This window comes from Streptomyces sp. NPDC104381 (assembly GCF_055583745.1).
On sequence record NZ_JBVJNK010000003.1, the window covers coordinates 184,838 to 207,187 of the forward strand.

16 protein-coding genes are annotated in these 22,350 nt (G+C 71.1%); 4 read left to right on the plus strand and 12 right to left on the minus strand.

Annotation, left to right across the window (positions count from 1 at the left end):
- Window positions 1-64: 64 nt before the first annotated feature.
- The 5 genes from ACZ607_RS10420 to ACZ607_RS10440 form a co-directional block, all read right to left on the minus strand.
- A complete protein-coding gene (locus tag ACZ607_RS10420) occupies window positions 65-1,846 on the minus strand; it encodes an ABC transporter ATP-binding protein (RefSeq protein ID WP_469733778.1) in 1,782 nt (593 codons plus the stop codon).
- Complete coding sequence (locus ACZ607_RS10425; protein WP_469733780.1) at window positions 1,843-3,681, minus strand: ABC transporter transmembrane domain-containing protein; 1,839 nt, start codon at window positions 3,679-3,681, stop codon at window positions 1,843-1,845. The genes ACZ607_RS10420 and ACZ607_RS10425 overlap by 4 nt, the downstream gene beginning before the upstream one ends.
- A gap of 224 nt (window positions 3,682-3,905) precedes the next feature.
- Window positions 3,906-5,366 (minus strand): Gfo/Idh/MocA family protein, encoded by a 1,461-nt coding sequence (locus ACZ607_RS10430; protein ID WP_469733782.1) that lies wholly within the window; start codon window positions 5,364-5,366, stop codon window positions 3,906-3,908.
- A gap of 256 nt (window positions 5,367-5,622) precedes the next feature.
- Window positions 5,623-8,565, minus strand: a complete 2,943-nt coding sequence (locus ACZ607_RS10435; RefSeq protein WP_469733785.1) for an FAD-binding and (Fe-S)-binding domain-containing protein — start codon at window positions 8,563-8,565, stop codon at window positions 5,623-5,625.
- Between the two features lie 46 nt (window positions 8,566-8,611).
- The gene (locus tag ACZ607_RS10440; protein ID WP_469733793.1) at window positions 8,612-9,058 is read right to left on the minus strand and encodes a MarR family winged helix-turn-helix transcriptional regulator; all 447 of its coding nucleotides are present in this window, start codon (window positions 9,056-9,058) and stop codon (window positions 8,612-8,614) included.
- Between the two features lie 124 nt (window positions 9,059-9,182).
- Here ACZ607_RS10440 and ACZ607_RS10445 point away from each other — a divergent pair, with 124 nt between their 5' ends.
- Window positions 9,183-10,988 (plus strand): ABC transporter ATP-binding protein, encoded by a 1,806-nt coding sequence (locus tag ACZ607_RS10445; protein ID WP_469733795.1) that lies wholly within the window; start codon window positions 9,183-9,185, stop codon window positions 10,986-10,988.
- A 338-nt stretch (window positions 10,989-11,326) separates the two neighbouring features.
- Here ACZ607_RS10445 and ACZ607_RS10450 read toward each other — a convergent pair whose 3' ends face one another.
- Complete coding sequence (locus tag ACZ607_RS10450) at window positions 11,327-12,388, minus strand: NAD(P)-binding domain-containing protein (protein WP_469733797.1); 1,062 nt, start codon at window positions 12,386-12,388, stop codon at window positions 11,327-11,329.
- A gap of 90 nt (window positions 12,389-12,478) precedes the next feature.
- Between ACZ607_RS10450 and ACZ607_RS10455 the strand changes: the two genes are divergently transcribed.
- Window positions 12,479-12,901: a secondary thiamine-phosphate synthase enzyme YjbQ gene (locus tag ACZ607_RS10455; RefSeq protein WP_469733799.1), complete on the plus strand. Its 423-nt coding sequence runs from the start codon at window positions 12,479-12,481 to the stop codon at window positions 12,899-12,901.
- Between the two features lie 30 nt (window positions 12,902-12,931).
- Here ACZ607_RS10455 and tgmB read toward each other — a convergent pair whose 3' ends face one another.
- The 5 genes from tgmB to ACZ607_RS10480 all read right to left on the minus strand — a co-directional run bounded on the left by tgmB (window position 12,932) and on the right by ACZ607_RS10480 (window position 18,190).
- Complete coding sequence (tgmB, locus tag ACZ607_RS10460; protein WP_469733800.1) at window positions 12,932-13,897, minus strand: ATP-grasp ribosomal peptide maturase; 966 nt, start codon at window positions 13,895-13,897, stop codon at window positions 12,932-12,934.
- Window positions 13,894-14,145: a putative ATP-grasp-modified RiPP gene (gene tgmA / locus ACZ607_RS10465; protein ID WP_469733802.1), complete on the minus strand. Its 252-nt coding sequence runs from the start codon at window positions 14,143-14,145 to the stop codon at window positions 13,894-13,896. Before tgmA ends, tgmB begins: the two co-directional genes overlap by 4 nt.
- Before the next feature lie 97 nt (window positions 14,146-14,242).
- Window positions 14,243-16,144 (minus strand): tetratricopeptide repeat protein, encoded by a 1,902-nt coding sequence (locus ACZ607_RS10470; protein ID WP_469734904.1) that lies wholly within the window; start codon window positions 16,142-16,144, stop codon window positions 14,243-14,245.
- Window positions 16,145-16,374: 230 nt separating this feature from the next.
- Window positions 16,375-16,785: a hypothetical protein gene (locus ACZ607_RS10475; protein WP_469733804.1), complete on the minus strand. Its 411-nt coding sequence runs from the start codon at window positions 16,783-16,785 to the stop codon at window positions 16,375-16,377.
- Between the two features lie 142 nt (window positions 16,786-16,927).
- Window positions 16,928-18,190 (minus strand): DUF6357 family protein, encoded by a 1,263-nt coding sequence (locus tag ACZ607_RS10480; RefSeq protein ID WP_469733806.1) that lies wholly within the window; start codon window positions 18,188-18,190, stop codon window positions 16,928-16,930.
- A gap of 201 nt (window positions 18,191-18,391) precedes the next feature.
- On the opposite strand from ACZ607_RS10480, the gene ACZ607_RS10485 reads away from it, so the two are divergent.
- On the plus strand, window positions 18,392-19,903 hold the full coding sequence (locus ACZ607_RS10485; RefSeq protein WP_469733808.1) for a cryptochrome/photolyase family protein: 1,512 nt from the start codon (window positions 18,392-18,394) through the stop codon (window positions 19,901-19,903).
- A gap of 40 nt (window positions 19,904-19,943) precedes the next feature.
- Window positions 19,944-21,119, plus strand: a complete 1,176-nt coding sequence (locus ACZ607_RS10490; RefSeq protein WP_469733809.1) for a spore photoproduct lyase family protein — start codon at window positions 19,944-19,946, stop codon at window positions 21,117-21,119.
- Window positions 21,120-21,167: 48 nt separating this feature from the next.
- On the opposite strand, the gene ACZ607_RS10495 is transcribed toward ACZ607_RS10490, so the two are convergent.
- Window positions 21,168-22,346, minus strand: a complete 1,179-nt coding sequence (locus tag ACZ607_RS10495; RefSeq protein ID WP_469734905.1) for a PP2C family protein-serine/threonine phosphatase — start codon at window positions 22,344-22,346, stop codon at window positions 21,168-21,170.
- Between the last annotated feature and the right edge of the window lie 4 nt (window positions 22,347-22,350).

Sequence of the window (22,350 nt, forward strand, 5' to 3'; positions counted from 1 at the left end):
CCGCGTCACCGTGGCCGGCGCCCCCGCCCCCTCACCCTCCGGGGAAGGGGGTGGGCGCCCCGCCTCAGCCGTGCCAGGAACGCCACAGGGCGGCGTAGGCGCCGCCCGCGGTGACCAGCTCGTCGTGGCTGCCCAGTTCGGTGATGCGGCCGTTCTCCACGACCGCGATCACATCCGCGTCGTGCGCCGTGTGCAGCCGGTGGGCGATGGCGATCACCGTACGGCCGTCCAGCACCCGGGCCAGGGAACGCTCCAGGTGCCGGGCCGCCCGCGGGTCGAGCAGCGAGGTGGCCTCGTCCAGCACCAGCGTGTGCGGGTCCGCCAGCACCAGCCGGGCCAGGGCGATCTGCTGCGCCTGCGCCGGGGTCAGCGAGAGCCGGCCCGAGCCGACCTCGGTGTCCAGGCCGTCGTCCAGGGCCCTGGACCAGCCGTCCGCGTCGACCGCCGCGAGCGAGGCCCACAGCTGGGCGTCGTCGGCGTCCGTACGGGCGAGCAGGAGGTTGTCCCGGAGCGAGCCCACGAACACGTGGTGCTCCTGGTTGACCAGCGCCACATGGTCACGCACCCGTTCGGCCGTCATCCGGGACAGTTCGGCCCCGCCGAGCGTGACCTCGCCGCTGCGGGGCGCGTAGATCCCGGCCAGCAGCCGGCCCAGTGTGGACTTGCCCGCCCCGGACGGCCCGACCAGCGCCAGCCGCGTACCGGGGGCGACGTCGAGCGACACCTCGTGCAGGACGTCGACGCCCGCGCGGTAGCCGAAGCGCACCTCGTCGGCGCGCACGTCCCGGCCGTCAGGACCCACCCGGTCGTCCCCGGCGTCCGGCTCGATCTCCCGTACGCCGACGAGCCGGGCCAGCGACACCTGGGCGACCTGGAGCTCGTCGTACCAGCGCAGGATCAGCCCGATGGGGTCCACCATCATCTGCGCCAGCAGCGCCCCCGTCGTCAGCTGCCCGACGGTGAGCCAGCCCTCGATCACGAACCAGCCGCCCAGCAGCAGCACCGCGCCCAGGATCGTGACGTACGTGGCGTTGATGACGGGGAAGAGCACCGACCGGAGGAACAGCGTGTACCGCTCCCACGCCGTCCACTCCCGGACCCGCCGGTCCGACCGCTCGACCCGGCCGGCCCCCAGGCGGTGGGACTCCACGGTCCGCCCGGCGTCCACCGTCTCGGCCAGCATCGCGGCGACCGCCGCGTACCCGGCCGCCTCCGACCGGTACGCCGACGGCGCCCGCCGGAAGTACCAGCGGCAGCCGACCAGCAGCACCGGCAGCGCGACCAGCACCGCCAGGGCCAGCGGCGGGGCGGTGACGGTGAGCGCGCCGACCAGCAGCCCCACCCACACCACACCGATCGCCAGCTGCGGCACGGCCTCCCGCATCGCGTTGGCCAGCCGGTCGATGTCCGTCGTGATCCTGGACAGCAGATCACCGGTACCGGCCCGCTCCAGGACACCGGGCGGCAGCCCGACCGACCGTACGAGGAAGTCCTCGCGCAGATCGGCGAGCATCTCCTCACCGAGCATCGCCCCGCGCAGCCGCATCGTCCGCGTGAACACGGTCTGCACGACCAGTGCCAGGGCGAACACCGCGGCGGTGCGCTCCAGATGGAGGTCGGTGACTCCGTTCGAGAGATCCTCGACGAGCCCGCCGAGCAGGTAGGGGCCCGTGATCGACGCGATCACGGCGACCGCGTTGGTCCCGATCAGCACCGCGAACGGTCTGCGGTGACGCCGCAGCAGGGAACGTACGTACGTCCGTACGGTCGTCGGCGTACCGACCGGCAGAGTCGTCGCCGACGTCGGTGCGGCCGGGTCGTACTCCGGTGGTGCCAGGCCGATCATGCTCGCTCCTCGATTTCCTCGACCGCACGGGCCGGCCGCAGGCCGTCGATCGCGGTGGTCCCGTCCTGTGCCATGGCCTCGGCCTCGTCTTCGGGCTCACGGGTGACGACCGCCCGGTACCGCGGTTCGTCCCGCAGCAGTTCCCGGTGGGTGCCCGCCGCCACGACCGTGTCCCCGTGCAGGAGCACGACGCGGTCGGCGAGATCCAGCAGCAGGGGGGACGACGAGAACGCCACCGTCGTCCGGCCCTCCCGGAGCCGCCTCACACCGGCGGCGACACGGGCCTCGGTGTGCGAGTCCACGGCGGACGTCGGCTCGTCCAGCACCAGGGCCTCCGGGTCGGTCACCAGGGAGCGCGCCAGCGCCAGCCGCTGCCGCTGGCCACCGGAGAGGGAACGGCCGCGCTCGGTGATCCGGGTGTTCATGGGATCGCCGTCCGCGTCGACCGACGCCTGCGCCAGGGCGTCCAGCACATCGGCGCACTGCGCGGCGGCCAGGGCGTCGTCGGCGGTCACCGCCCCCGACGAGGGCACGTCCAGCAGCTCGCGCAGCGTCCCCGAGAGCAGCACCGGGTCCTTGTCCTGCACGAGCACCGCGGTCCGGGCCGAGTCGAGCGGCAGTTCGTCCAGGGCCACACCGCCGAGCAGCACCGAGGGGGCGGGACCGGAGGCGTCCTCGTCCGGTTCGGCGTGGCCGCCGAGCCGGTCCGCGAGCCTGCCCGCCTCGTCGGGGTCGCCGCAGACCACGGCGGTGAACAGGCCCCGGGGCGCCAGCAGTCCGGTCACCGGGTCGTAGAGGTCGCCCTCCGGGACCCGGGCCTCCAGCGTGGACGCCTGGTCGCTGCGCTTCAGCGACAGCACCCGGACGGCGCGCTGCGCGGACGGCCGGGAGAAGGAGTACGCCATGGCGATCTCCTCGAAGTGCCGCAGCGGGAAGAGCATCAGCGTCGCCGCGCTGTAGACGGTGACGAGCTGACCGACCTCGACCCGGCCGTCGTGGACCAGGGCGGCCCCGTACCAGACCAGTGCGATCAGCAGTACGCCCGGCAGGAGCACCTGGATCGCCGAGATGAGGGCCCACATCCGCGCGCTGCGCACGGCGGCCTCGCGGACCTCCTGGGAGGCGCGCCGGTAGCGGCCGAGGAACAGTTCCTCGCCGCCGATCCCGCGCAGCACCCGCAGGCCCGCCACCGTGTCGGAGGCCAGCTCGGTGGCGTGGCCCGCCTTCTCGCGCTGGACGTCGGCCCGCCGGGTGGCCCGGGGGAGGAGCGGCAGGACGGCGAGGGCGAGGGCGGGCACGGCGACCGCGACCAGCAGACCCAGCGAGGGCAGGTAGAGGACCAGGCCGACGCAGATCAGGACGAGGGCGAGTGCGGCGGCCGCGAAACGCGACAGCGCCTCGACGAACCAGCCGATCTTCTCGACGTCGCCGGTGGAGACCGCGACGACCTCACCGGCCGCGACCCGACGCGTCAGCGCCGACCCCAACTCGGCTGTCCTACGGGCCAGCAGCTGCTGCACCCGGGCCGCCGCGGTGATCCAGTTGGTGACCGCCGTCCGGTGGAGCATGGTGTCGCCCACCGCGATGAGGACGCCGAGCGCGACGATGAGCACCCCGGCGAACGCGAGGTCGCGGCCGGAGCGTTCGACGACGGCCTGCACCGCGAGCCCCACACCGAGCGGGAGCCCGGCGATCGCGCACTGGTGCATCAGCCCCCAGGAGAGGGACTTGAGCTGGCCGGTGAGCTGACCGAGACCCAGCCAGAGGAGGAAACGTGGGCCCGACCTGACATCGGGGTCGCCGGGATCCGAGTACGGAAGATCGCGAATCTGCATGACGTCCCAAGGATCGGAAGGAGCGGAGACCCGTAGGGATCTCGTGGAACAGGAGGGAGCAAACCGTGCAAGGTTCGCTTCCCGCCCCTCTCCGAGGCAAGCGATTTAATCGGCGCGACGGCCGGTCCGCCGGTGGGACCGTGCCCGTGCTTTCCCTGCCCGCCGCCGGTTCCGTTCCGGGGCCGGGCCCCGCCGCCGGGCGGACGGCGGGGCACCGGACGCGCCTACTCCGCGGGCTCGGTGGAGTCCACGCCCGAGCGGGCCTTCTTCCACTCACCACGGGTGAAGTCGGGAATCGGCTGCGGTGCGCCCTTGGCCTTGATGGAGAGATGGCTCAGCGGTACCGGCGCGGTCCAGGTGGCGGCGTCGTACACGTCGAAGTCGGGGGCGAGCCCGAGACGCATGCACTGCATCAGCCGGAAGACCAGCATGTAGTCCATGCCCCCGTGGCCGCCGGGCGGATCGGCGTACTTCTTCCACAGCCAGTGGTCCCACTCGGCGTACGCGCCGAAGTCCGCCCACTCGTCGTTGGAATGGTCCGGTTCGAGGTAGATCCGCTCGGGGTAGTCCTCGAACACCCCCTTCGTACCGCCGAGGCTGTTGATCCGTGAGTAGGGGTGAGGCGTCGACACGTCGTGCTCCAGGCGGATCACACGGCCCTTGGCGGTCTGGACGAGACTGATCGTCCGGTCGCTCTCGATGTACGTCTCCTTCCAGCTCGGGTCACCGGCCGGCATGTGCTCCTTGCGGTAGGCGGCGAGGCCGAGCGAGGGAGAGCCGACACTCGTGATGCTGACCGCGCGGTCGCCCCGGTTGACGTCCATGTAGTTGGCGACCGGGCCGAAGCCGTGGTTGGGGTACAGATCGCCGCGGAGCCGGGTGTGCCACAGCCGCCGCCAGGGCCCCTCGTAGTAGTCAGGGTCGAACATCAGGCCGCGCAGGTCGTGGTTGTACGCGCCCGCGCCGTGCAGCAGATCGCCGAAGAGTCCCGCGTGCGCCATCCGCAGGACCCGCATCTCGTTGCGGCCGTAACAGCAGTTCTCCAGCTGCATGCAGTGGCGCCGGGTCCGCTCGGAGAGGTCGACCAGCTCCCAGAGCTGGTCCAGCCGCAGGGCGATCGGACACTCGACGCCGACGTGCTTGCCGTGGAGCATGGCCGTCTTCGCCATCTCGAAGTGGAAGTCCCACGGGGTCGCCACATAGACGAAGTCGATGTCTCCGCGTGCGCAGAGATTCTCGTAGTCGTCCTCCCCCTTCGTGTAGACGGCGGGCGCCGGCTGACCCGCCGCCGTCACCTTCGCGGCGGCCCGTTCGGCCTTGTCCTTCACCGGGTCGCAGACGGCGACGACCCGCACCCCGTCGACGGCGAGGAAGAGGTCGATCATGCTGCCGCCTCGGTTGCCGAGGCCCACGATGCCCACGCGTACGGTCGAACGCCGGTCGAAGCGGACTCCCGCCATGGTGGCGCCCTTGCGCGCCGGAACGGCCTGGGGGTCGGCGGCAGCGGCGTGTTCGGCGGCCGAGGCCGGGCCTGCGCCGAGCGCGCCGAGTCCGAGTCCGGCGCTCGCGGCTCCCACCGCGCCGGCTGTGGTGCGAAGAACGGAACGACGGCTCAGCGAGCCGTCGTCCATGGTCTGCGGATCCTGCCCCTGGGGGTTCTGGTCCTGTGGTGCGTCGTCATTCATCGGGCCTCCAGAGAGGGGGATTTGACGGTGCGCGTACGGATCCCGGGGTCCGCCTGGTCATGGCGGACCCCCGAACCTCGGTAAGGACCCTGGACGGTGGGGCTGTTCCTACGCAAGGGACGCGATTGGACTCCTGTGTCTAAACCATGGACTTCCATGAGCTCGCCGCATGGCCGGGTGCGGTCACTCGGCCATGCGGGCGCGCCAGGAGACGGCAGGGCGGGGAAAGCGTGGGAAGGCGGGGCCGGGCCCCGTGTCAGAGCACCGGGCGGGTGGCCCACTCCAGCTCGATCAGCGCCGAGCGGTAGCGGTGGCCCGTCGCCCGGTCCATCCCGATCTCGCACGTCCGGTTGGCCGACAGATAGGCGTCGTACGTACGGGTGTCGACCTCCGCCGCCTCCTTGGCGGTCGCCGAGTCGGTGAGTTCCTTGTGGAGCAGGCCGCGGTCGCCCGCGAACCCGCAGCAGCCCGCGTCGTCCGGCACGACGACCTCCTCCGCACAGGCCCCCGCCACCGTGCGCAGATGCGCCACATCGCCCAGATGCTCCATCGAGCAGGTGGGGTGCAGGACGGCGGAATCGGCCCGGCGGAACACCGTCAGATGCGGGAGCAGCTCGTCGGCGGCCCAGACGAGGGAGTCGACGAACGTCATCTCCCGGTGCAACGCCCGGTTGTCCTCGGTGAGATACGGAACCACCTCGTGCGCCAGACCCAGCGTGCACGACGACGCGTCGACGACCAGCGGGAGCGTGCCGCCGGCCGTCCAGCCCCAGGCCGCCTCCACGACGCGGTTCGCCATGACCGCGTTGGCGGTGTCGTAGCCCTTGGAGTGCCAGATCGTCGCGCAGCAGGTCCCGGCGACGTCCTCGGGGATCCAGACCGGTTTGCCCGCCCGCGCCGACAGGGAGACGACCGAGTCGGCGAGCGGCAGCGTCCCCTCGTCGTCCGGCCCGGCGAAGATGCGGTTCACACAGGCCGGGTAGTAGACGGCGCTCGCCCCCGCCCGTGAGGTGGGCGGCAGCCTGCGGGGGGCCGCGCCGGGGATCTCGGGCAGCCACTCCGGCAGCAGATCCGGACGTACGGCCTTGCGGGCGAGCCGGGTCACGGTTTGCAGCACCCGGTCCCCGGCATGGCGGGTGACGGCGTCGGCCAGGCTCAGGGCGACCCGCGCCGACGCCTCCACGACCTTGAAGTGCTGTGCGGTCAGAGCCGCGACCCGCTCCTCGCGGGGGGAGTGCCGGTGATGGCGGAAGTCCTTCATCATCGCCCCGGTGTCGATGCCGACCGGGCACGCCAGCTTGCACGTGGAGTCGCCGGCGCAGGTGTCCACGGCGTCGTAACCGTAGGCGTCGAGCAGCCCGGACTCCACCGGGGACCCACTCGGCTGCCGCATCATCTCCCGGCGCAGCACGATCCTCTGACGCGGCGTCGTGGTCAGGTCCTCGCTGGGGCAGGTCGGCTCGCAGAACCCGCACTCGATGCACGGGTCCGCGACCGGCTCGACCTTGGGAATGGTCTTGAGCCCCCGCAGATGGGCCTTCGGATCCCGGTCGAGGACGATCCGGGGCGCCAGCACCCCGTCCGGGTCGATGGCCTGCTTCGTACGCCACATGAGCTCGGTCGCGGCCGGGCCCCACTCCCGCTCCAGGAAGGGTGCGATGTTGCGGCCGGTGGCGTGCTCCGCCTTCAGCGAACCGTCGAAGCGGTCGACGACGAGCGTGCAGAACGCGTCCATGAACGCGGCGTACCGGTCGACGTCGGCCGGTTTCGCGGCGTCGAAGGCGAGCAGGAAGTGCAGGTTCCCGTGCGCCGCGTGACCCGCCACGGCGGCGTCGAAGCCATGGACGGCCTGGAGCGTGAGCAGTGCCTCGCAGGCCTCCGAGAGCCGGGACGGCGGGACGGCGAAGTCCTCGGTGATCAGCGTCGTGCCGGAGGGGCGTGAGCCGCCGACGGCGGTGACGAACGCCTTGCGCGCCTTCCAGTACCCCGAGACCGTGGCGGCGTCCCGGGTGAACTCGTTGGTGACGGAGACGGCCGGCGTCACCAGATCGAGGTCCGCGACGACCGCGGCCGCCGCCCGCTCGCAGGCGGCGAGCGCGCTCTCGTCCGGGGCGCGGAACTCCACCAGCAGGGCCGTCGTCCCCTGCGGCAGCCCGGCCCAGTCGGACGGGACGCCCTCGACGCGCACCGAGGCGCGCAGGGTGTTGCCGTCCATGAGCTCCACCGCGATCGCACCCGCCTCGTTGAACCTGGGCACCGCCGCCGCGGCCGCCGTCAGCGAGGGGAAGAACAGCAGCGCGGAGGAGACATGGCGGTCCAGCGGCAAGGTGTCGAAGACGACCTCGGAGATGAACCCGAACGTGCCCTCGGAGCCGACCATCAGGCCCCGCAGGATCTCCACGGGCGTCGATCCGTCCAGGAACGCGTCCAGGCGGTAGCCGTTGGTGTTCTTGATCTCGTACTTGGCGCGGATCCGGGCGGTGAGCCGCTCGTCGGCCTCGATCTCCGCCTTGAGGGCCAGCAAGGCGTCGCACAGGCGCGGCTCCGCGTGGCGCAGCAGCTCGTCGGCGCCGTCCTCGGCCGTGTCGACCACCGTGCCGCTCGGCAGGACGAAGGTCATCGAGGAGACCGTGCGGTAGGAGTTCCTGGTGGTCCCCGCGGTCATCCCCGAGGCGTTGTTCGCCACGACTCCGCCCACGGTGCAGGCGATGGCGCTGGCAGGGTCGGGACCCAGGATCCGGCCGTGCCGGGCGAGCGTGGCGTTGGCCCGCATGACGGTGGTCCCGGGCCGGATCCGGGCCCGGGCCCCGCCGTCCAGGACCTCGATCCCCGTCCAGTGGCGTCGTACGTCGACGAGGATGTCCTCGCCCTGCGCCTGGCCGTTGAGACTGGTGCCCGCGGCGCGGAAGACGACCCCGCGGCCGTTGCCGTGCGCGTACGAGAGGATCGCCGAGACGTCGTCCAGGTCCTCGGGGACCAGCACCACCTGGGGCAGGAAGCGGTACGGGCTGGCATCGGAGGCGTACCGCACCAGGTCGGAGACCTTCCACAGCACCTTCTCCGGGCCGAGCAGAGCGGTCAGGCCGGCCCGCAGCTCCGCCGGAGTCCCGGACGCCTTCCAGCCGGGCACCCGATCGGGCGACGGCGCGCGTCCCGCACGAGGACGCAGGGCTTCCGGCTTCGGCTCCAGCAGCGGCATGTCAGGGTCCCCTCGACGGTGCGGTGCGGTGGCCGCACCACGTGCCTCAGCAGCGGCGGCGCTCCGGCATCCCGTCGACCAGAGCGGTGAGCAGCCCGCCGAGCACCTCGCGCTGCTCGGTGGTCAATGGAGCCAGGATCTCCTCCGCGGCGGCCTTGCGCGCGTCGCGCATCGAACGGAGCACCGCCCTGCCCTCCTCGGTGATCTCGATACGGATCACGCGGCGGTTCTCCGGATCCGGGGCACGCCGCACCCGGCCGCTCGCCTCCAGGCCGTCCACCAGGGTGGTCACCGCGCGCGGGACGACGTCCAGACGCTCGGCGAGATCGGCCATCCGGGGCGGGCCGTCGTAATGCGCGGTCGTGCGCAGCAGGCGGAACTGGGCCGGCGTGATGCCTATCGGCTCCAGCTGTCGGCTCTGGATGCGCTGGAGACGGCGTGTGAGCCGCAGCAACTGCTCGGCGAGCATGCCGTCGGAGTCGGGGGAGTCCATGAGGGAACAATATCAGGAGCTTGTTCATTGTGAATAGAGGTAACAGTGAGCTAAGCTCTCGAAGCAGACTCTTCACGTCACTCTCTCGAAGTCCGTCTTTCTCCGCACGCTCTCGAAGGAGCCCATGAAACCCGACGAACCCACCTGGACACCTCCGGCCGCGGACGCGGCCCAGCCGCCCGCCGAGCTGCGTCGCATCTTCCGGCTCTTCCGGCCCTACCGGGGCAGACTCACCGTGGTGGGCCTGCTGGTCGGCGCCTCCTCGCTGGTGTCGGTCGCCTCCCCGTTCCTGCTCCGCGAGATCCTGGACACCGCGATCCCGCAGGGGTGCACGGGGCTGCTCACCCTCCTCGCGCTCGGCATGATCCTCACCGCCGTGATGAACAGCGTCTTCGGTGTCCTGCAGACCCTCATCTCCACGACGGTCGGCCAGCGCGTCATGCACGATCTGCGCACCGCCGTCTACACCCAGCTGCAGCGGATGCCGCTCGCCTTCTTCACGCGCACCCGCACGGGCGAGGTCCAGTCCCGCATCGCCAACGACATCGGCGGGATGCAGGCCACGGTCACCTCCACCGCGACCTCCCTGGTCTCCAACCTCACCGCCGTCATCGCCACCGTGGTCGCCATGCTGGCGCTCGACTGGCGGCTCACCGTCGTCTCGCTGCTCCTGCTGCCCGTCTTCGTCTGGATCAGCCGCCGTGTCGGCCGCGAGCGCAAGAGGATCACCACCCAGCGCCAGAAGCAGATGGCCGCGATGGCGGCCACGGTCACCGAGTCGCTCTCGGTCAGCGGCATCCTGCTCGGCCGGACCATGGGCCGCTCGGACTCCCTCACCCGGGCCTTCTCCGAGGAATCGGAGCGCCTGGTCGATCTCGAAGTGCGCTCCAGCATGGCCGGACGCTGGAGGATGTCGACCATCGGCATCGTGATGGCCGCCATGCCCGCCGTCATCTACTGGGCAGCCGGCCTCACGCTCCGGTCCGGTGTCACGGCCGTCTCCATCGGCACGCTGGTCGCCTTCGTCTCGCTCCAGCAGGGGCTGTTCCGGCCCGCGGTCAGCCTGCTCTCCACCGGTGTGCAGATGCAGACGTCCCTCGCCCTGTTCGCGCGCATCTTCGAGTACCTCGACCTCGAGGTGGACATCACCGAGCCGGCGAAGCCCGTCAGGCTGGAGAAGGTCCGCGGCGAGATCGCCTTCGAGGACGTCACCTTCAGCTATGACGAGAAGGGCGGCCCGACGCTGAGCGGCATCGATGTGACCGTGCCCGCCGGGAACAGCCTGGCCGTCGTCGGTCCCACCGGCTCGGGCAAGTCCACGCTCAGCTATCTCGTGCCGCGGCTGTACGACGTCACGGGAGGACGGGTCACCATCGACGGCGTCGACGTCCGCGACCTGGACTTCGACACCCTCGCCCGGGCCGTCGGCGTGGTCTCCCAGGAGACCTACCTCTTCCACGCCTCGGTCGCCGAGAACCTCCGCTTCGCCAAGCCGGACGCCACCGACGAGCAGATCGAGAGCGCCGCCCGCACCGCGCAGATCCACGACCACATCGCCGGGCTGCCCGACGGGTACGACACCCTCGTCGGCGAACGTGGCTACCGCTTCTCGGGCGGTGAGAAGCAGCGGCTGGCGATCGCCCGTACGATCCTCCGGGATCCGCCCGTGCTGATCCTCGACGAGGCGACCAGCGCCCTCGACACCCGCACGGAACACGCCGTGCAGCAAGCCATCGACGCACTGTCGAAGGGCCGCACCACACTCACCATCGCCCACCGGCTCTCCACCGTCCGGGACGCGGACCAGATCGTCGTCCTGGACGAAGGCCGGGTGGCCGAGCGCGGCACGCACGAGGAGCTGCTCGCGCAGGACGGACGCTATGCCGCCCTGGTCCGCCGCGACAGCAGCCCGGCCCCCGCGCCCGTCTGATGCGCCCGGGCCGGAGGGGGCGGGCACACGGCAGCGCCGCCGCTCCCGTGGGACGGGAAGCGGCGGCGCCGTTGTGCAGAGACGGTCAGACGAGCCAACCCACGAAGTGGACGACGCCGGCAAGCAGGTTGGTCAGGAAGTTCATCTGGTAGTTCTCCTTGTGCGTGGTGCATCTCTGGGACATGCGCAGTCGCGGTCTGCAGCCCGTCGTGTGCGCTCAGTAATCATCAGCCGCAGTGCGCTCGTTGAGCAACAAATCCCGGAACGACCACGCGTTCGAGCGAACATCCGCTCCCGTGTTCGTGTGTTCTCGTGTCGCCCTGGCCGCTGACGCCCGGTCAGGCCGGCACGCTGTCCAGCAGCCGGGTGACCGAACGGACGGCCGCCCGGCCGGCCCGGTTGGCCCCGATCGTGCTGGCGGACGGCCCGTAACCGACGAGATGGACCCGCGGATCCCGCACGGCCCGGGTGTTCTCGACGCGGATGCCACCGCCCGGCTCCCGGAGTCTCAGGGGGGCCAGATGGTCCACGGCGGCACGGAATCCGGTCGCCCAGAGGATGACATCGGCTTCCACGGTGCGGCCGTCGGCCCAGGCCACCCCGCTCGGCGTGATCCGCTCGAACATGGGGAGCCGGTCGAGGACGCCCTGCTCGCGCGCGCGACGGACGGCGTCGTTGAGCGGCAGCCCGGTCACACTCACCACGCTCTGCGGCGGGAGCCCGAGACGCACACGCTCCTCCACCATGGCCACCGCGGCCCGCCCCTGCTCCTCGCCGAACGGCCCCTCCCGGAACACTGGCGGGCGCCGCGTCACCCAGTACGTCTCGGCCGCGACCTCGGCGATCTCCATCAGGTGCTGAGTGCCCGACGCGCCCCCGCCGACCACGATCACCCGCAGCCCGGCGAACTCCGCGGGCCCGGGGTAGCCGGCGGTGTGCAACTGGCGCCCGCGAAAGGTCTCCTGACCCGGATAACGCGGCCAGAAGGGCCGGTCCCAGGTGCCGGTGGCGTTGATCAGCGCACGCGTGGCGTACGTACCCTCGGAGGTCTCGACGCTCAGCCGGCCGCCCTCGCCCTCACGCACGGCGCTCACCTCGACCGGCCGGTGCACCCGCAGACCGAAGCGCCGCTCGTACGCGTCGAAGTACGCGCTGATCACCTCGGACGAAGGGCGGCTGTCGTCCGCGCCCGTCAGCTCCATCCCGGGCAGCGCGTGCATGCCGTGCACCTTGCCGTACGTGAGCGAGGGCCAGCGGAACTGCCAGGCACCACCGGGCCCGGGCGCGTGATCCAGAACGACGAAGTCCCGGTCGGGCTCCAGGCCGGCGCGCGCCAGGTGATACGCGGCGGACAGCCCGGCCTGCCCGGCGCCGATGACGACGACGGCCGGTTCACTCACTCCGAAGTTGTTCACGCTTCTACCAACCCTGGGTGCGCCCCGGATCTTCCCGGTGGGCGCGGTCCGCCCCGGCGGCGGGAGAATGGAGCCATGTCCGACACCTTTGCCACGCACGTGCTGACCCTCACCACGGGACGGACCGAAACGGTCATGGACCTGACGGAGGACTGCACGCAGTTTCTCGACCGCACCGCTCACGGGCGGGACGGCCTGCTCAACGTCTTCGTCCCGCACGCCACGGCCGGGATCGCGATCCTGGAGACCGGAGCCGGCAGCGACGACGACCTCCTCACGACCCTGCAGACCCTCCTCCCCGCCGACGACCGCTGGCGCCACCGCCACGGCAGCCCCGGCCACGGCCGAGACCACGTACTCCCGGCCCTGGTGCCACCGCACGCCACCCTGCCGGTGATCGGGGGGAGGCTGGAACTGGGGACATGGCAGTCGGTGTGCCTGGTCGACACGAACGTCGACAACAGGGACCGGCAGGTGCGGCTGAGCTTCTACGGATAGCGGAGCAGCGGGCTCAGCCCCGGAGGGATCTCAGGAGCGCGTCGTGGACGGACGTCCCGTTTCCAGGAGGTCAGCCATTGCCGACACCATGGGCAGACCCGTCTCCGCCTGAAGCCACGCCCATTGACCCGACGGGTTGCATTCCAGGAACCACCAGGCGCCGTGGCGGTCGATCGCGAAGTCGAAGGCACCGAAGACCAGCCGGAACTGCGACAGGTAGGCGTGGAGGGCTTCGCGGATTCCCGGTGGCGGCTCGACCACCGCATAGGACAGCCGGTCGTAGCCGGTGCGCCAGTCCAGCAGGCCGGAGTCGATCCGCACGCAGAACACACGGCTCCCGATGACGGTCACCCGTACGTCGGCGATCTTGTCCACACGCTGCTGGAAGAGGTGCGCCGTAGCGCTTACGGCGTCATCGATCTCGTCCACCGTGACGTCGGCGACGTTCACCGTACGGGAGGATCCGTCGGGGCTGTCCGGAGGCGCGGACAGGGGTTTGTACAGCACCGGGCCGTGCCGGCCGATGAACTCCCTCGCGGCGTCCGGGGAGGAAGTGATCAGCGAGGGCGGTACGGCCAGCCCGACGCCGACGGCTGTGGCGAGCCCGGACGGTTTGAACTCCGCGTCCCCGATGCGGTGCGGATGGTTCACGTACAGACAGCCGGGCAGCGAGGCCAGGACTCCGCCGAGTCCGTAACGGGCCTCGGTGACCGCGAATCGGGCGGCCCGTGCGTCCAGTCCCGGGAAGGTGAACCCGGACGGCCGTCGGTAGTACAGCGCGCGCACCGAGGCCAGGTCTGCGACACGGCTCGGTGTGGACAGCGTGCCGCTCAGCCCGTCGCCCGTGATCGTCACCGCGACCGCCGACGTGGTGGGAAAGTCCCCGGGGTCGAACCGCACGACCGGGACGCCCCGGTCGTGCAGCTCGGCGATCACGAGGTCGGCCGTCGGGTCGTCGATGCTGGTGACGACCAGCACCGAACCGGTGCTGTTCACTGATCGCCGTGAGCACCGGGATCGACGTCGTCGCCGTTGGCCGAACCGCGCACACTCATCGCGACGGGTCCGCCGTCGGCATCCGAATAGCGTGCGCTCTGGGAGGCCGGGTCCAGTTCGACGCGGGCGTACCCGGGTGCGACGGCCGGGGTCACGGTCATACGTCGCAGCCCCCACGGGGTTACCGCTGCGTCATTCCGAGAGCGTGTTGCACTACCGGTCGGGAACCGGTTCGAATGAACGTACATGGGTGGGTGGTTTCCCTTTCGCTTTCTGCCAACCGGACTCGGTGGCGCCTCATTTCGAGGTTCTCACCGGCCCCGGCGAAGCCACATTCTCCTGATGCTAGGGGTTCTCGAGAGCTCTTCGATACTCCCGCAGGCGTTCCTGACCCTTCCGCGTCCACGGATGGGTCGGGCCCAGCACCTGGGACCGGCCCACCGCTGCCAGTTCGGCCTGTCCGACGGCCTCGTCGTAACGGCCGGTCTCCGCGAGGATGACGCTGAGCTGTGTGCGGGCCGCCAGCGTGTACGGGTGCGCCGGTCCGTAGTGCGACTCGTTCGACACGACGTTCTCCCGAGCCAGCGGAAGTGCCTCGCCGGTTCGTCCGGCGCGGCGGAGAAGGTCAGCCTGATTGAGCTCGGCCGTCAAGGTGATGGAGTTCCGCCTGCCGAGAGCCTGCCGGCATTCGGAGACCAACTCGTGTCCGACGGGGATCTCTTGGTCGAATTCATGCTCGGCAGCCACCTCCAGGACATACGTGCGTGCCAGAAGCGTCAGCGGATGCAGGGGGCCGAGAACCTCGGTCCGACCCGCCACGGCTCGTCGGATGAGCGGAAGTGCCTCGGATCCGCGGCCGAGTTGCCAGAGGGGAAGAGCCAGACCCAGACAGCTCTCCCATGTGTCCACGTGCTCAGCGCCGAATACGCGTTCGCAGTCGCCGAGCACCTGCCGGGCCAGGGACTCGGCCTCCTCGAACTGCCCGAGTCGGTAGACGGCCCTGCCGGCGCGCTGACGCAACCTGAGAAGCTGCGGGTGGTCCGCGCCCGGACTGCGTTGCGCGAGTGCCGCGGCCGTGGTCGCCGCCGCGAGAGCCGAGGCGTAGTCACCGAGACGGTCCAGCAGGTCCACGAGCCGCCAGGCACACTCGGTGGCCGAGGCCGCGACACCCTGAGAGACGTCCCAGTCCACCGTCCGGCGCAGCAGGGCCAGGACGTGCGGGGCGAGCAGAGCGATGTCGTCACTCGGCGCCCCGTGGTCGTCGGGGTCGGGCAGCAGAGCCATCAGGAGCCGGACACCGGTCCCGGTGAGTGCCTCCCGCTGGTCCTCGGGCGTGGCTCGCGCCACGCTGCTGAGCAGCACGCCGTGCGTGCGCAGGCAGCGCACGCCGCCCGGCAGCAGTTCGGTCAGCGAGTGTTCGAGCAGCCCGCGCAGAGCCGATTCGACCCGGTCAGCGGGGAGATCGCCGCCGACTTCCGCGCCGGACAGGAGTTGGAGGGGCAGCGGGTCACCGGCCCAGCAGGCGAGCAGACGCAGAAGCGGAGTGGACTCCGGCAGCCCACGGGTGTGAAGCGCGTCCAGCGAGAGCTGCCAGGTACGGCTGACCAGGTGGCGGGAGTCGCTGCTGCTCGACAAGGCGCCCTGGTCGATCAGCTCGATGGCGTCGACGGAGGGGGTGCTGTCGAGCTTGTCGCGGTAGTCGTCGAGTGTCCAGGGAGCGATCACCTGATGGGCCAGGAATCCCCCGGCGAGGGTCAGCGCCAGAGGTAACCGGCCGAGACGGTCGGCCACTTCGGCCGCGTCCTCGACCGACCCGGCGTGTGGTGCGAGGTCATGGAGGACCTTCGCGGCATCGGCACGGGGGAGTACGCCGAAGTGGACGAGGTCGGCACCCGGCCACCAGTGTCCGGCCGGCTGCCGGGTGGTGACGACGACAGTGCCGGACGGACTGGTGCGCAGCCATCCGCCCTGAAGAACAGAGGGGTCGTCCGCGTTGTCGAGGACCAGCAGCCAGGGCTCTTCGGAGTGATCGAGGTAATGCCACACCAGGTCGGCGGCGGGCCGGAGCCCACTGCGCGCGCCGATCAGTTCGCCGTCGGAGGCACCTCGGTCGGCTGCGACAGCGAGCATGCCGGCGCGCAGGGAGGCGAGATCGGAAGCGTTGACCCAGAGACCGACGCGGCCGGCCTGACCGGTTGCGTGCTGGAACAGGGCGTACGCGACAGCCGTCTTGCCGCAGCCGCCCATGCCATGGAGGACATGGACGCTGTTGCCTGCCCCGGGTTCGACAGCCGCGCGCAGCCGGGCCATCTCCGCGGTCCGGTCGCGCAACACCAGAGGGGGGCGTCCGACAGCGGGCCGACGGACCGAGTCGGGACCCGACCAGTCCGGCGCGTGATGGTGATGCTCGACGATGTGCTGGTCGCCGGAGGCTTGATAGATCCGGCTCCGGCCCTCGGCCCGTGCGTTCTGTTCGCTCAACGTTGTACGAAGGTCTGGTTGTTTCCGGCCTGATAGATCCGGGAGTCTCCGGAGGCCGTGGCCTGCTGGTTCACCGACGGGGGCAGGGGCACCGACGGATCCAGCCGGCCGATCAGCTCCCGCAGCGCATCGGTCTCCTCGGGGTGTGCCACGAGCAGTCGCCGGATGCGGCCCTGCCACTCGGCCCCCAGCTCGTCCCTGGTGTCAGGATCACCATCGGCCTGCGCGGCAAGCAGATCGCTGCGAGTCGTATCCAGCTCGGCCGATATGGCGTCGACGCGCTCCGGCTGGGCCCGGCGCCACAACGAACAGAATCCGTTCCTGGCTTGCTGCCACGTCTCCGTCGTCAACAGCCCCACCAGGGTCGTCCCTGCGGTACCCGCCAACAAAGCCAACTCCGGATCCACGAGCCCGCCCCCCCTTCGTCCACCACTTCGCTGCTCCAGATTAGTGGAGCCTGCCTTCGCTCGTGGGCACCTTGGAACTTGGCGTACCCCTCGTCCCGGTGCCGGAGTCGTCCGGGCTCCGGTGAGGCCAGGCACCGGCGGCCTACCGGGCGTCGCGCCGCCGGCGGGCGCGCTCGAACTCGGCGACGTCCGATATCCAGGGGCCGTGCTGTTCGAGTGCGGCACAGCCGCCGCGCACGAAGGCGCCGACCAGGGTCCGGTACCCGCCGATCCCGTCGACCAGGCTGTACTCGACCCGGTACTCCGGATCCGCCCCGCCCTCGCCCTCGCGCACCGTCGTGATCCGGGCGATGGAATCCGCGTAGAAGTGGAGCTGGATCCCTTCGCCCATCTTCTCGTCCTCGATGGTGAACACCTCGTTGTCCCCGGCGGAGCGGTCGCCGACGAACTCCCAGAACACCGCGGTGGCGGTCCGAGGGCCGCCGGCGCGCCACTTCTTCTCGGCGCCCTTGTCGTCGGTGAACGACAGGATCGTCTTCCTCGCACTCCCGCCGACGCCGGAGGGGCCGCCGGCAGTCTCCTCGTCGTCCTCCATGGGCGTGTTCCTGGAGCGGTCCGCGGCCTCCGAGCACATCAGGAAGCTCACCGTACGTACCGCGTCGTCGACGAGCCCGGGGTGTTCACGGCGCACGGCCGCGTCGACCGTCGTGGCCATCCGCTCCCAGTCGCGCTTGTCCGTGGCGCGCTTTCCCCGTCGTGGATCGCGGCCGATGCGCATCCCGGCGCACGCCTGCTCCGCGGTGGCGATCACCCGCATGACCTGCGGAAGCAGGGCGGCGTCGACAGCGTCGGGCGACCGCCTCGGAACCGTCGCGCCGTGCAGGTACTGGCCCGTGTACCGCAGAAGCGCGGCGTCCAGGGGGCCCAGCACCGTTCCGCGTGCGGCGCGACGTCGGTTCGCGGCGTACTCCTGAGCGCGTTTCCCGTCGGACGTCTCCGTCGCCGCGCGCATCGCCGCGCAGACCTGACCGCGCTCGAGCAGACCGATGTCGGCCCCATGGGAGATGAGCTGCCCCCTGTCCCACCGGATGCGCCGGAAGAGCGCGTCGACGTCCGGGGGCGCGGAGAGAAGGACCGGGTCCAGGAGCGCCACGGCGGCGTTCTCGTCGAGGCGGCCCCGGGTTCCGGCGGCGTCGCACAGCGGAAGGACCGCGCTCCACAGCAGCAGGTGTCTGGCCAGGTCCTCCTGGATCACCGCGAGATGGGCCTCGTCGATCGGGAACGTGAAGGTGCGGGGCTCGTGGTTGGCGTCGGCCCCGGCACCGAGCATCAGCTTCAGCTCACCGTCCTCGCGGATCACGTTCGGGATCCAGCTGCTCGCGCGTGTGAAGACGATGTCTCTCATGGGCTCAGTCTTCCCCATCGGGCGGGACGAGTGAGCCGGGCCCGTACCGATCCGACCGGGGAGCGGTACCCGCAGGCGTGCCCCGTCGTCCCCCGGCGTGTGCTGGGCGCTGTCGGTGGTGTCGTGCGTTTTGATCTGTGGGGGAGTGGGCCGCCCCGTCAGCGTGCGGCCGGGCGGCAGATCGTCGAGGGAGTGCTCGGTATGGCTGAGGCGGAGTCAGGTGTCACCCACTGGCTGTTCGGCGATCAGCTCGGTCCCCATTTCGTCGATCCGGCGCGGGGCGGGCCGGGCCGGGGTACACCGCTGTTGATGATCGAGGCCCGCAGTGTCTTCCGGCGGCGACGGTTCCATCGGGCGAAGGCCCATCTGGTCCTGTCCGCGATGCGGCACCGGGCCGCCGAGCTGGGTGACCGTGTGCGGTACGTCAAGGCGGACACCTACCGTCAGGGCTTGCGCGAGGCGGTGGGGGACGGTCCGGTGACCGTGCACCACCCCACGTCCCACGCGGCCCACGCCTTCGTACGGTCGCTGCCGTCCGTGAGCGTACTGCCGGCGCGCGGTTTCCTCGTCACGCACGACGAGTTCACGCGCTGGGCCGACGGCCACGGCGAGAAGCACCTGCGGCAGGAGGACTTCTACCGCTGGGTCCGTACCACGCACGACCTGCTGATGGAGGGCGACCGTCCCGTCGGCGGCCGGTGGAACCTGGACCACGACAACCGGCAGCCACCGCCGCGCGGCGCGGGTGACCTGGGCGTTCCGGCGCCCTACCGGCCCCGGGAGAGCGACATCGACGCCGAGGTGCGTTCCGACCTCGACCGCTGGTCGCGTGACGGGGACGTCGAGTTCGTCGGCGAGGACGCGCCGCGCGGATTCCCCGCCACCCGCAGGGAGGCGCTGGCCGCGCTCCGCCGTTTCGTGGAGCACCGGCTCGCCACGTTCGGCGCGTACGAGGACGCGGTTCTCGCCGGGGACGCGACGATGAGCCACAGCCTGCTCTCCTCGTCGCTCAACCTCGGTCTGCTGGACCCCGCGGAGTGCGTCGAACGGGCGGAGGCGCAATGGCGATCCGGTGAGGTGCCGCTCAACAGCGCCGAGGGATTCGTGCGGCAGATCGCCGGATGGCGTGAGTTCGTCTGGCACGTCTACTGGTACTTCGGTCCGCGATACCGGGAGGGCAACACCCTGGGCCACCACGAACCGCTGCCGGACTGGTTCAGTGAACTGTCCCCGGACGGCACGGAGGCGAACTGCCTCAGCCACGTCCTGGAACAGGTCAGGACGACCGGCTGGACCCACCACATTCCACGCCTGATGATCCTGGGCAGCTTCGCCCTGCAGCGGGGGTGGGATCCCGGGGCCGTCACCGACTGGTTCCACCGCAGCTTCGTCGACGGCTACGACTGGGTCATGGTCCCGAACGTGGTGGGCATGTCGCAGTACGCGGACGGCGGCCGGATGACCACCAAGCCCTACACGTCCGGAGGCGCCTACATCGACCGGATGAGCGACTTCTGCGGCTCCTGCCGGTACAAGCCGTCCGTACGGGTCGGTGAGGACGCCTGTCCCTTCACCGCCGGATACTGGAACCTTCTGCACCGCCACCGCGACCGGTTCGAGCACAACGCGCGGATGGTCCGGGCGGTGCGGGGGCTGGACCGGCTCCGCGATCTCGACGCCCTGCTGGACCAGGAGCGCGGCCGCCACGAGTGACGGCCCTTCGGTATGAAGCAGTCAGGGAGAGGAGAGGGACGTGCCGCAGCCGCCACCCGGAGCCGCCCCGGGAGAGCCTGAGCAGCAAGCGCTCTTCGGGTGGTCGGACATCGCGGGGGAGCCGGACACGCACCTCGGCTTCCGGGACGGCCCGGAAGCCCGCCGCATGCTCGACGTGAGGGAGGTCTACGCGGAGCCCGCCGCGCTCGACTCCCCGCGCGGCCGACAGATCATGGCCCGGCTGCCGGACGTGCGCGTGACCGAGGTCGCGAGCCACTGGCGCATCCCCTCCCTCCACGGCAACGACGGCAACATCGCCCGCTGGGTCCGTATCAAGTCCGGGACGCTCGTCCTCGGGACGAAGCAGACACTCCGCACACGCCCCAACGGCAGGTCGGCCGACTGGATCGCTCCTGGCCCCTCCAACGGATGCGCGATGGCCTGCGCCTACTGCTACGTCCCCCGTCGCAAGGGCTACGCCAACCCCATCACGCTGTTCACCAACATCGAGGCGATCGTGGCCCACGTCCGCCGCCACGTACGGGCCCAAGGCCCCAAGACCGAGCCCAACCAGTGTGACCCCCAGGCGTGGGTCTACGACATCGGTGAGAACGGTGACTGCTCGGTCGACGCCCTGATCTGCGACAACACGGCAGACCTGGTGGCCGCCTTCCGGGGCATGCCGACGGCCAAGGCGTCCTTCGCGACGAAGTTCGTCAACCCCGACCTGCTCGCACTCGACCCCCGGGGGCGCACCCGGGTGCGCTTCTCCCTCATGCCGGCCGACGACGCCCGGCTGCTGGACATCCGGACCAGCCCGGTCGACCGGCGCATCGCCGCGGCCGCCGACTTCCTCGACGCCGGCTACGAGGTCCACTTCAATCTCTCACCCGTCGTCCTGCGCCCGGGATGGCAGCGGGACTGGGCCGACCTGCTCGCCCACCTCGACGACGTCCTGCCCGCCCGCGTGAAGCAGCAGGCCGCCGCCGAGATCATCATGCTGACCCACAACGAGTCGCTCCACGAGGTCAACCTGGGCTGGCACCCACGCGCCGAGGAGGTGCTGTGGCAGCCGGCCGCCCAGGAGACCAAGCGCTCGCAGAACGGAGCCCTCAACGTCCGCTACTCGGCTGACGTCAAACGGCAGTCACTGACGCACCTCCGGCAACTGATCGCCACGCACGCACCATGGCTGCGTGTCCGGTACGCCTTCTGAGGGCGGGCCCGCGCGCCGTCGTCCTCCACCTGAGCCCTCCTACGCGGCCTACCGCCCCCAGTCGAGGCGGAGCACGGCGAGGTCGTCGGAGTGGCGTCCGGCGTTCAGCTCGCCGGTCTCCTTGATGAGGAGGTCGACGTGGCGGGCCGGGTCCGCCGGCGGCAGGTTCTCGATCAGGGTGAGCAGTCCTTCGACGCCGAGCCGTTCGCTCGACGCCCCGTTGTGCCCTTCGGTGAGGCCGTCGGTGTAGAGGGTGAGTGCCCCGGCGGCGGGGAGCGGGACGACGGTGGAGGGCCAGCTGCGCAGCTCGGGCACGATGCCGAGTGCGATGCCGTGCGCGGCGGTCAGCTCCCGGGTCCCCTCGGCCGTGGTGAGGAGGGGTTCGTGGTGGCCGGCGAGGTGGAGGGTGGCGGTGGCGGCGTCCTGGTCGATGGTGAGGAGGGTGCAGGTGGCGAACAGATGGTGGCTGCCGCGTTCGGCGATCAGGATGCGTTCCATCAGGTGCAGCAGGTCCTCGCCGCGGTGCCCGCCCAGTACGAGCGAGCGCCAGGCGATGCGCAGGCAGACACCGAGCGCCGCCGCGTCGGGGCCGTGCCCGCTGACATCGCCGACGACGGCGTGCAGGAGCCCGTCGTCCCCCTCCACCACGTCGAGGAAGTCCCCGCCGAGCAGGGCCATCGCGGCCCCCGGCAGATAGCGGGAGGTCACCTTCACCGAGGAGGTGTCGAGCATCGGCCGGGGCAGCAGGCCCCGCTCCAGGCGAGCGTTCTCCTCCGCCCGGACCTGGGCGACCTGGGCCAGGGCGCTCGCGCGTTCGGTCCGGCTGCGGTAGACGGCGTAACGCACCGTGCGGTGCAGCAGGTCCGCCTCGACCTTGCCCTTGACCAGGTAGTCCTGCGCTCCCGCGGCCATCGCCTCCGTACCCGCACGGGCCTCGGACAGTCCGGTCAGGACGATGACCGCGGTGTTCGGCGCCAGGACCCGGACCGCGGCGACCGCCTCTATGCCCGAGACGTCGGGCAGGTGCAGATCGAGGAGGATGCAGTCGATCGGGGCGAGAGCCAGCTCGGCGCGGGCCTCGGCCAGGGTGGTCCTGGTGGTCAGCTCGAACCGCAGGCCGGTGTCGTGCAGGAGTTCCTCGACCAGGAGGGCGTCCCCCTCGTCGTCCTCGATCAGCAGGATGCGGTACATCGGCTCGTCGGCCGCCGCCTCCGCGGCGGCCGTCATCGCT

Excerpts from the sequence above, each read along its gene's own strand:
- ACZ607_RS10425 (WP_469733780.1), bottom strand. The coding sequence starts at position 3,681 with ATGCAGATTCGCGATCTTCCGTACTCGGATCCCGGCGACCCCGATGTC.
- ACZ607_RS10420 (WP_469733778.1), bottom strand. The coding sequence starts at position 1,846 with ATGATCGGCCTGGCACCACCGGAGTACGACCCGGCCGCACCGACGTCG.
- ACZ607_RS10455 (WP_469733799.1), top strand. The coding sequence starts at position 12,479 with ATGTCCGACACCTTTGCCACGCACGTGCTGACCCTCACCACGGGACGG.
- ACZ607_RS10485 (WP_469733808.1), top strand. The coding sequence starts at position 18,392 with ATGGCTGAGGCGGAGTCAGGTGTCACCCACTGGCTGTTCGGCGATCAG.
- ACZ607_RS10445 (WP_469733795.1), top strand. The coding sequence starts at position 9,183 with ATGAAACCCGACGAACCCACCTGGACACCTCCGGCCGCGGACGCGGCC.
- ACZ607_RS10430 (WP_469733782.1), bottom strand. The coding sequence starts at position 5,366 with ATGAATGACGACGCACCACAGGACCAGAACCCCCAGGGGCAGGATCCG.
- ACZ607_RS10495 (WP_469734905.1), bottom strand. The coding sequence starts at position 22,346 with ATGACGGCCGCCGCGGAGGCGGCGGCCGACGAGCCGATGTACCGCATC.
- ACZ607_RS10440 (WP_469733793.1), bottom strand. The coding sequence starts at position 9,058 with ATGGACTCCCCCGACTCCGACGGCATGCTCGCCGAGCAGTTGCTGCGG.
- ACZ607_RS10435 (WP_469733785.1), bottom strand. The coding sequence starts at position 8,565 with ATGCCGCTGCTGGAGCCGAAGCCGGAAGCCCTGCGTCCTCGTGCGGGA.
- tgmA (WP_469733802.1), bottom strand. The coding sequence starts at position 14,145 with ATGTACGTTCATTCGAACCGGTTCCCGACCGGTAGTGCAACACGCTCT.
- ACZ607_RS10470 (WP_469734904.1), bottom strand. The coding sequence starts at position 16,144 with ATGGGCGGCTGCGGCAAGACGGCTGTCGCGTACGCCCTGTTCCAGCAC.
- ACZ607_RS10480 (WP_469733806.1), bottom strand. The coding sequence starts at position 18,190 with ATGAGAGACATCGTCTTCACACGCGCGAGCAGCTGGATCCCGAACGTG.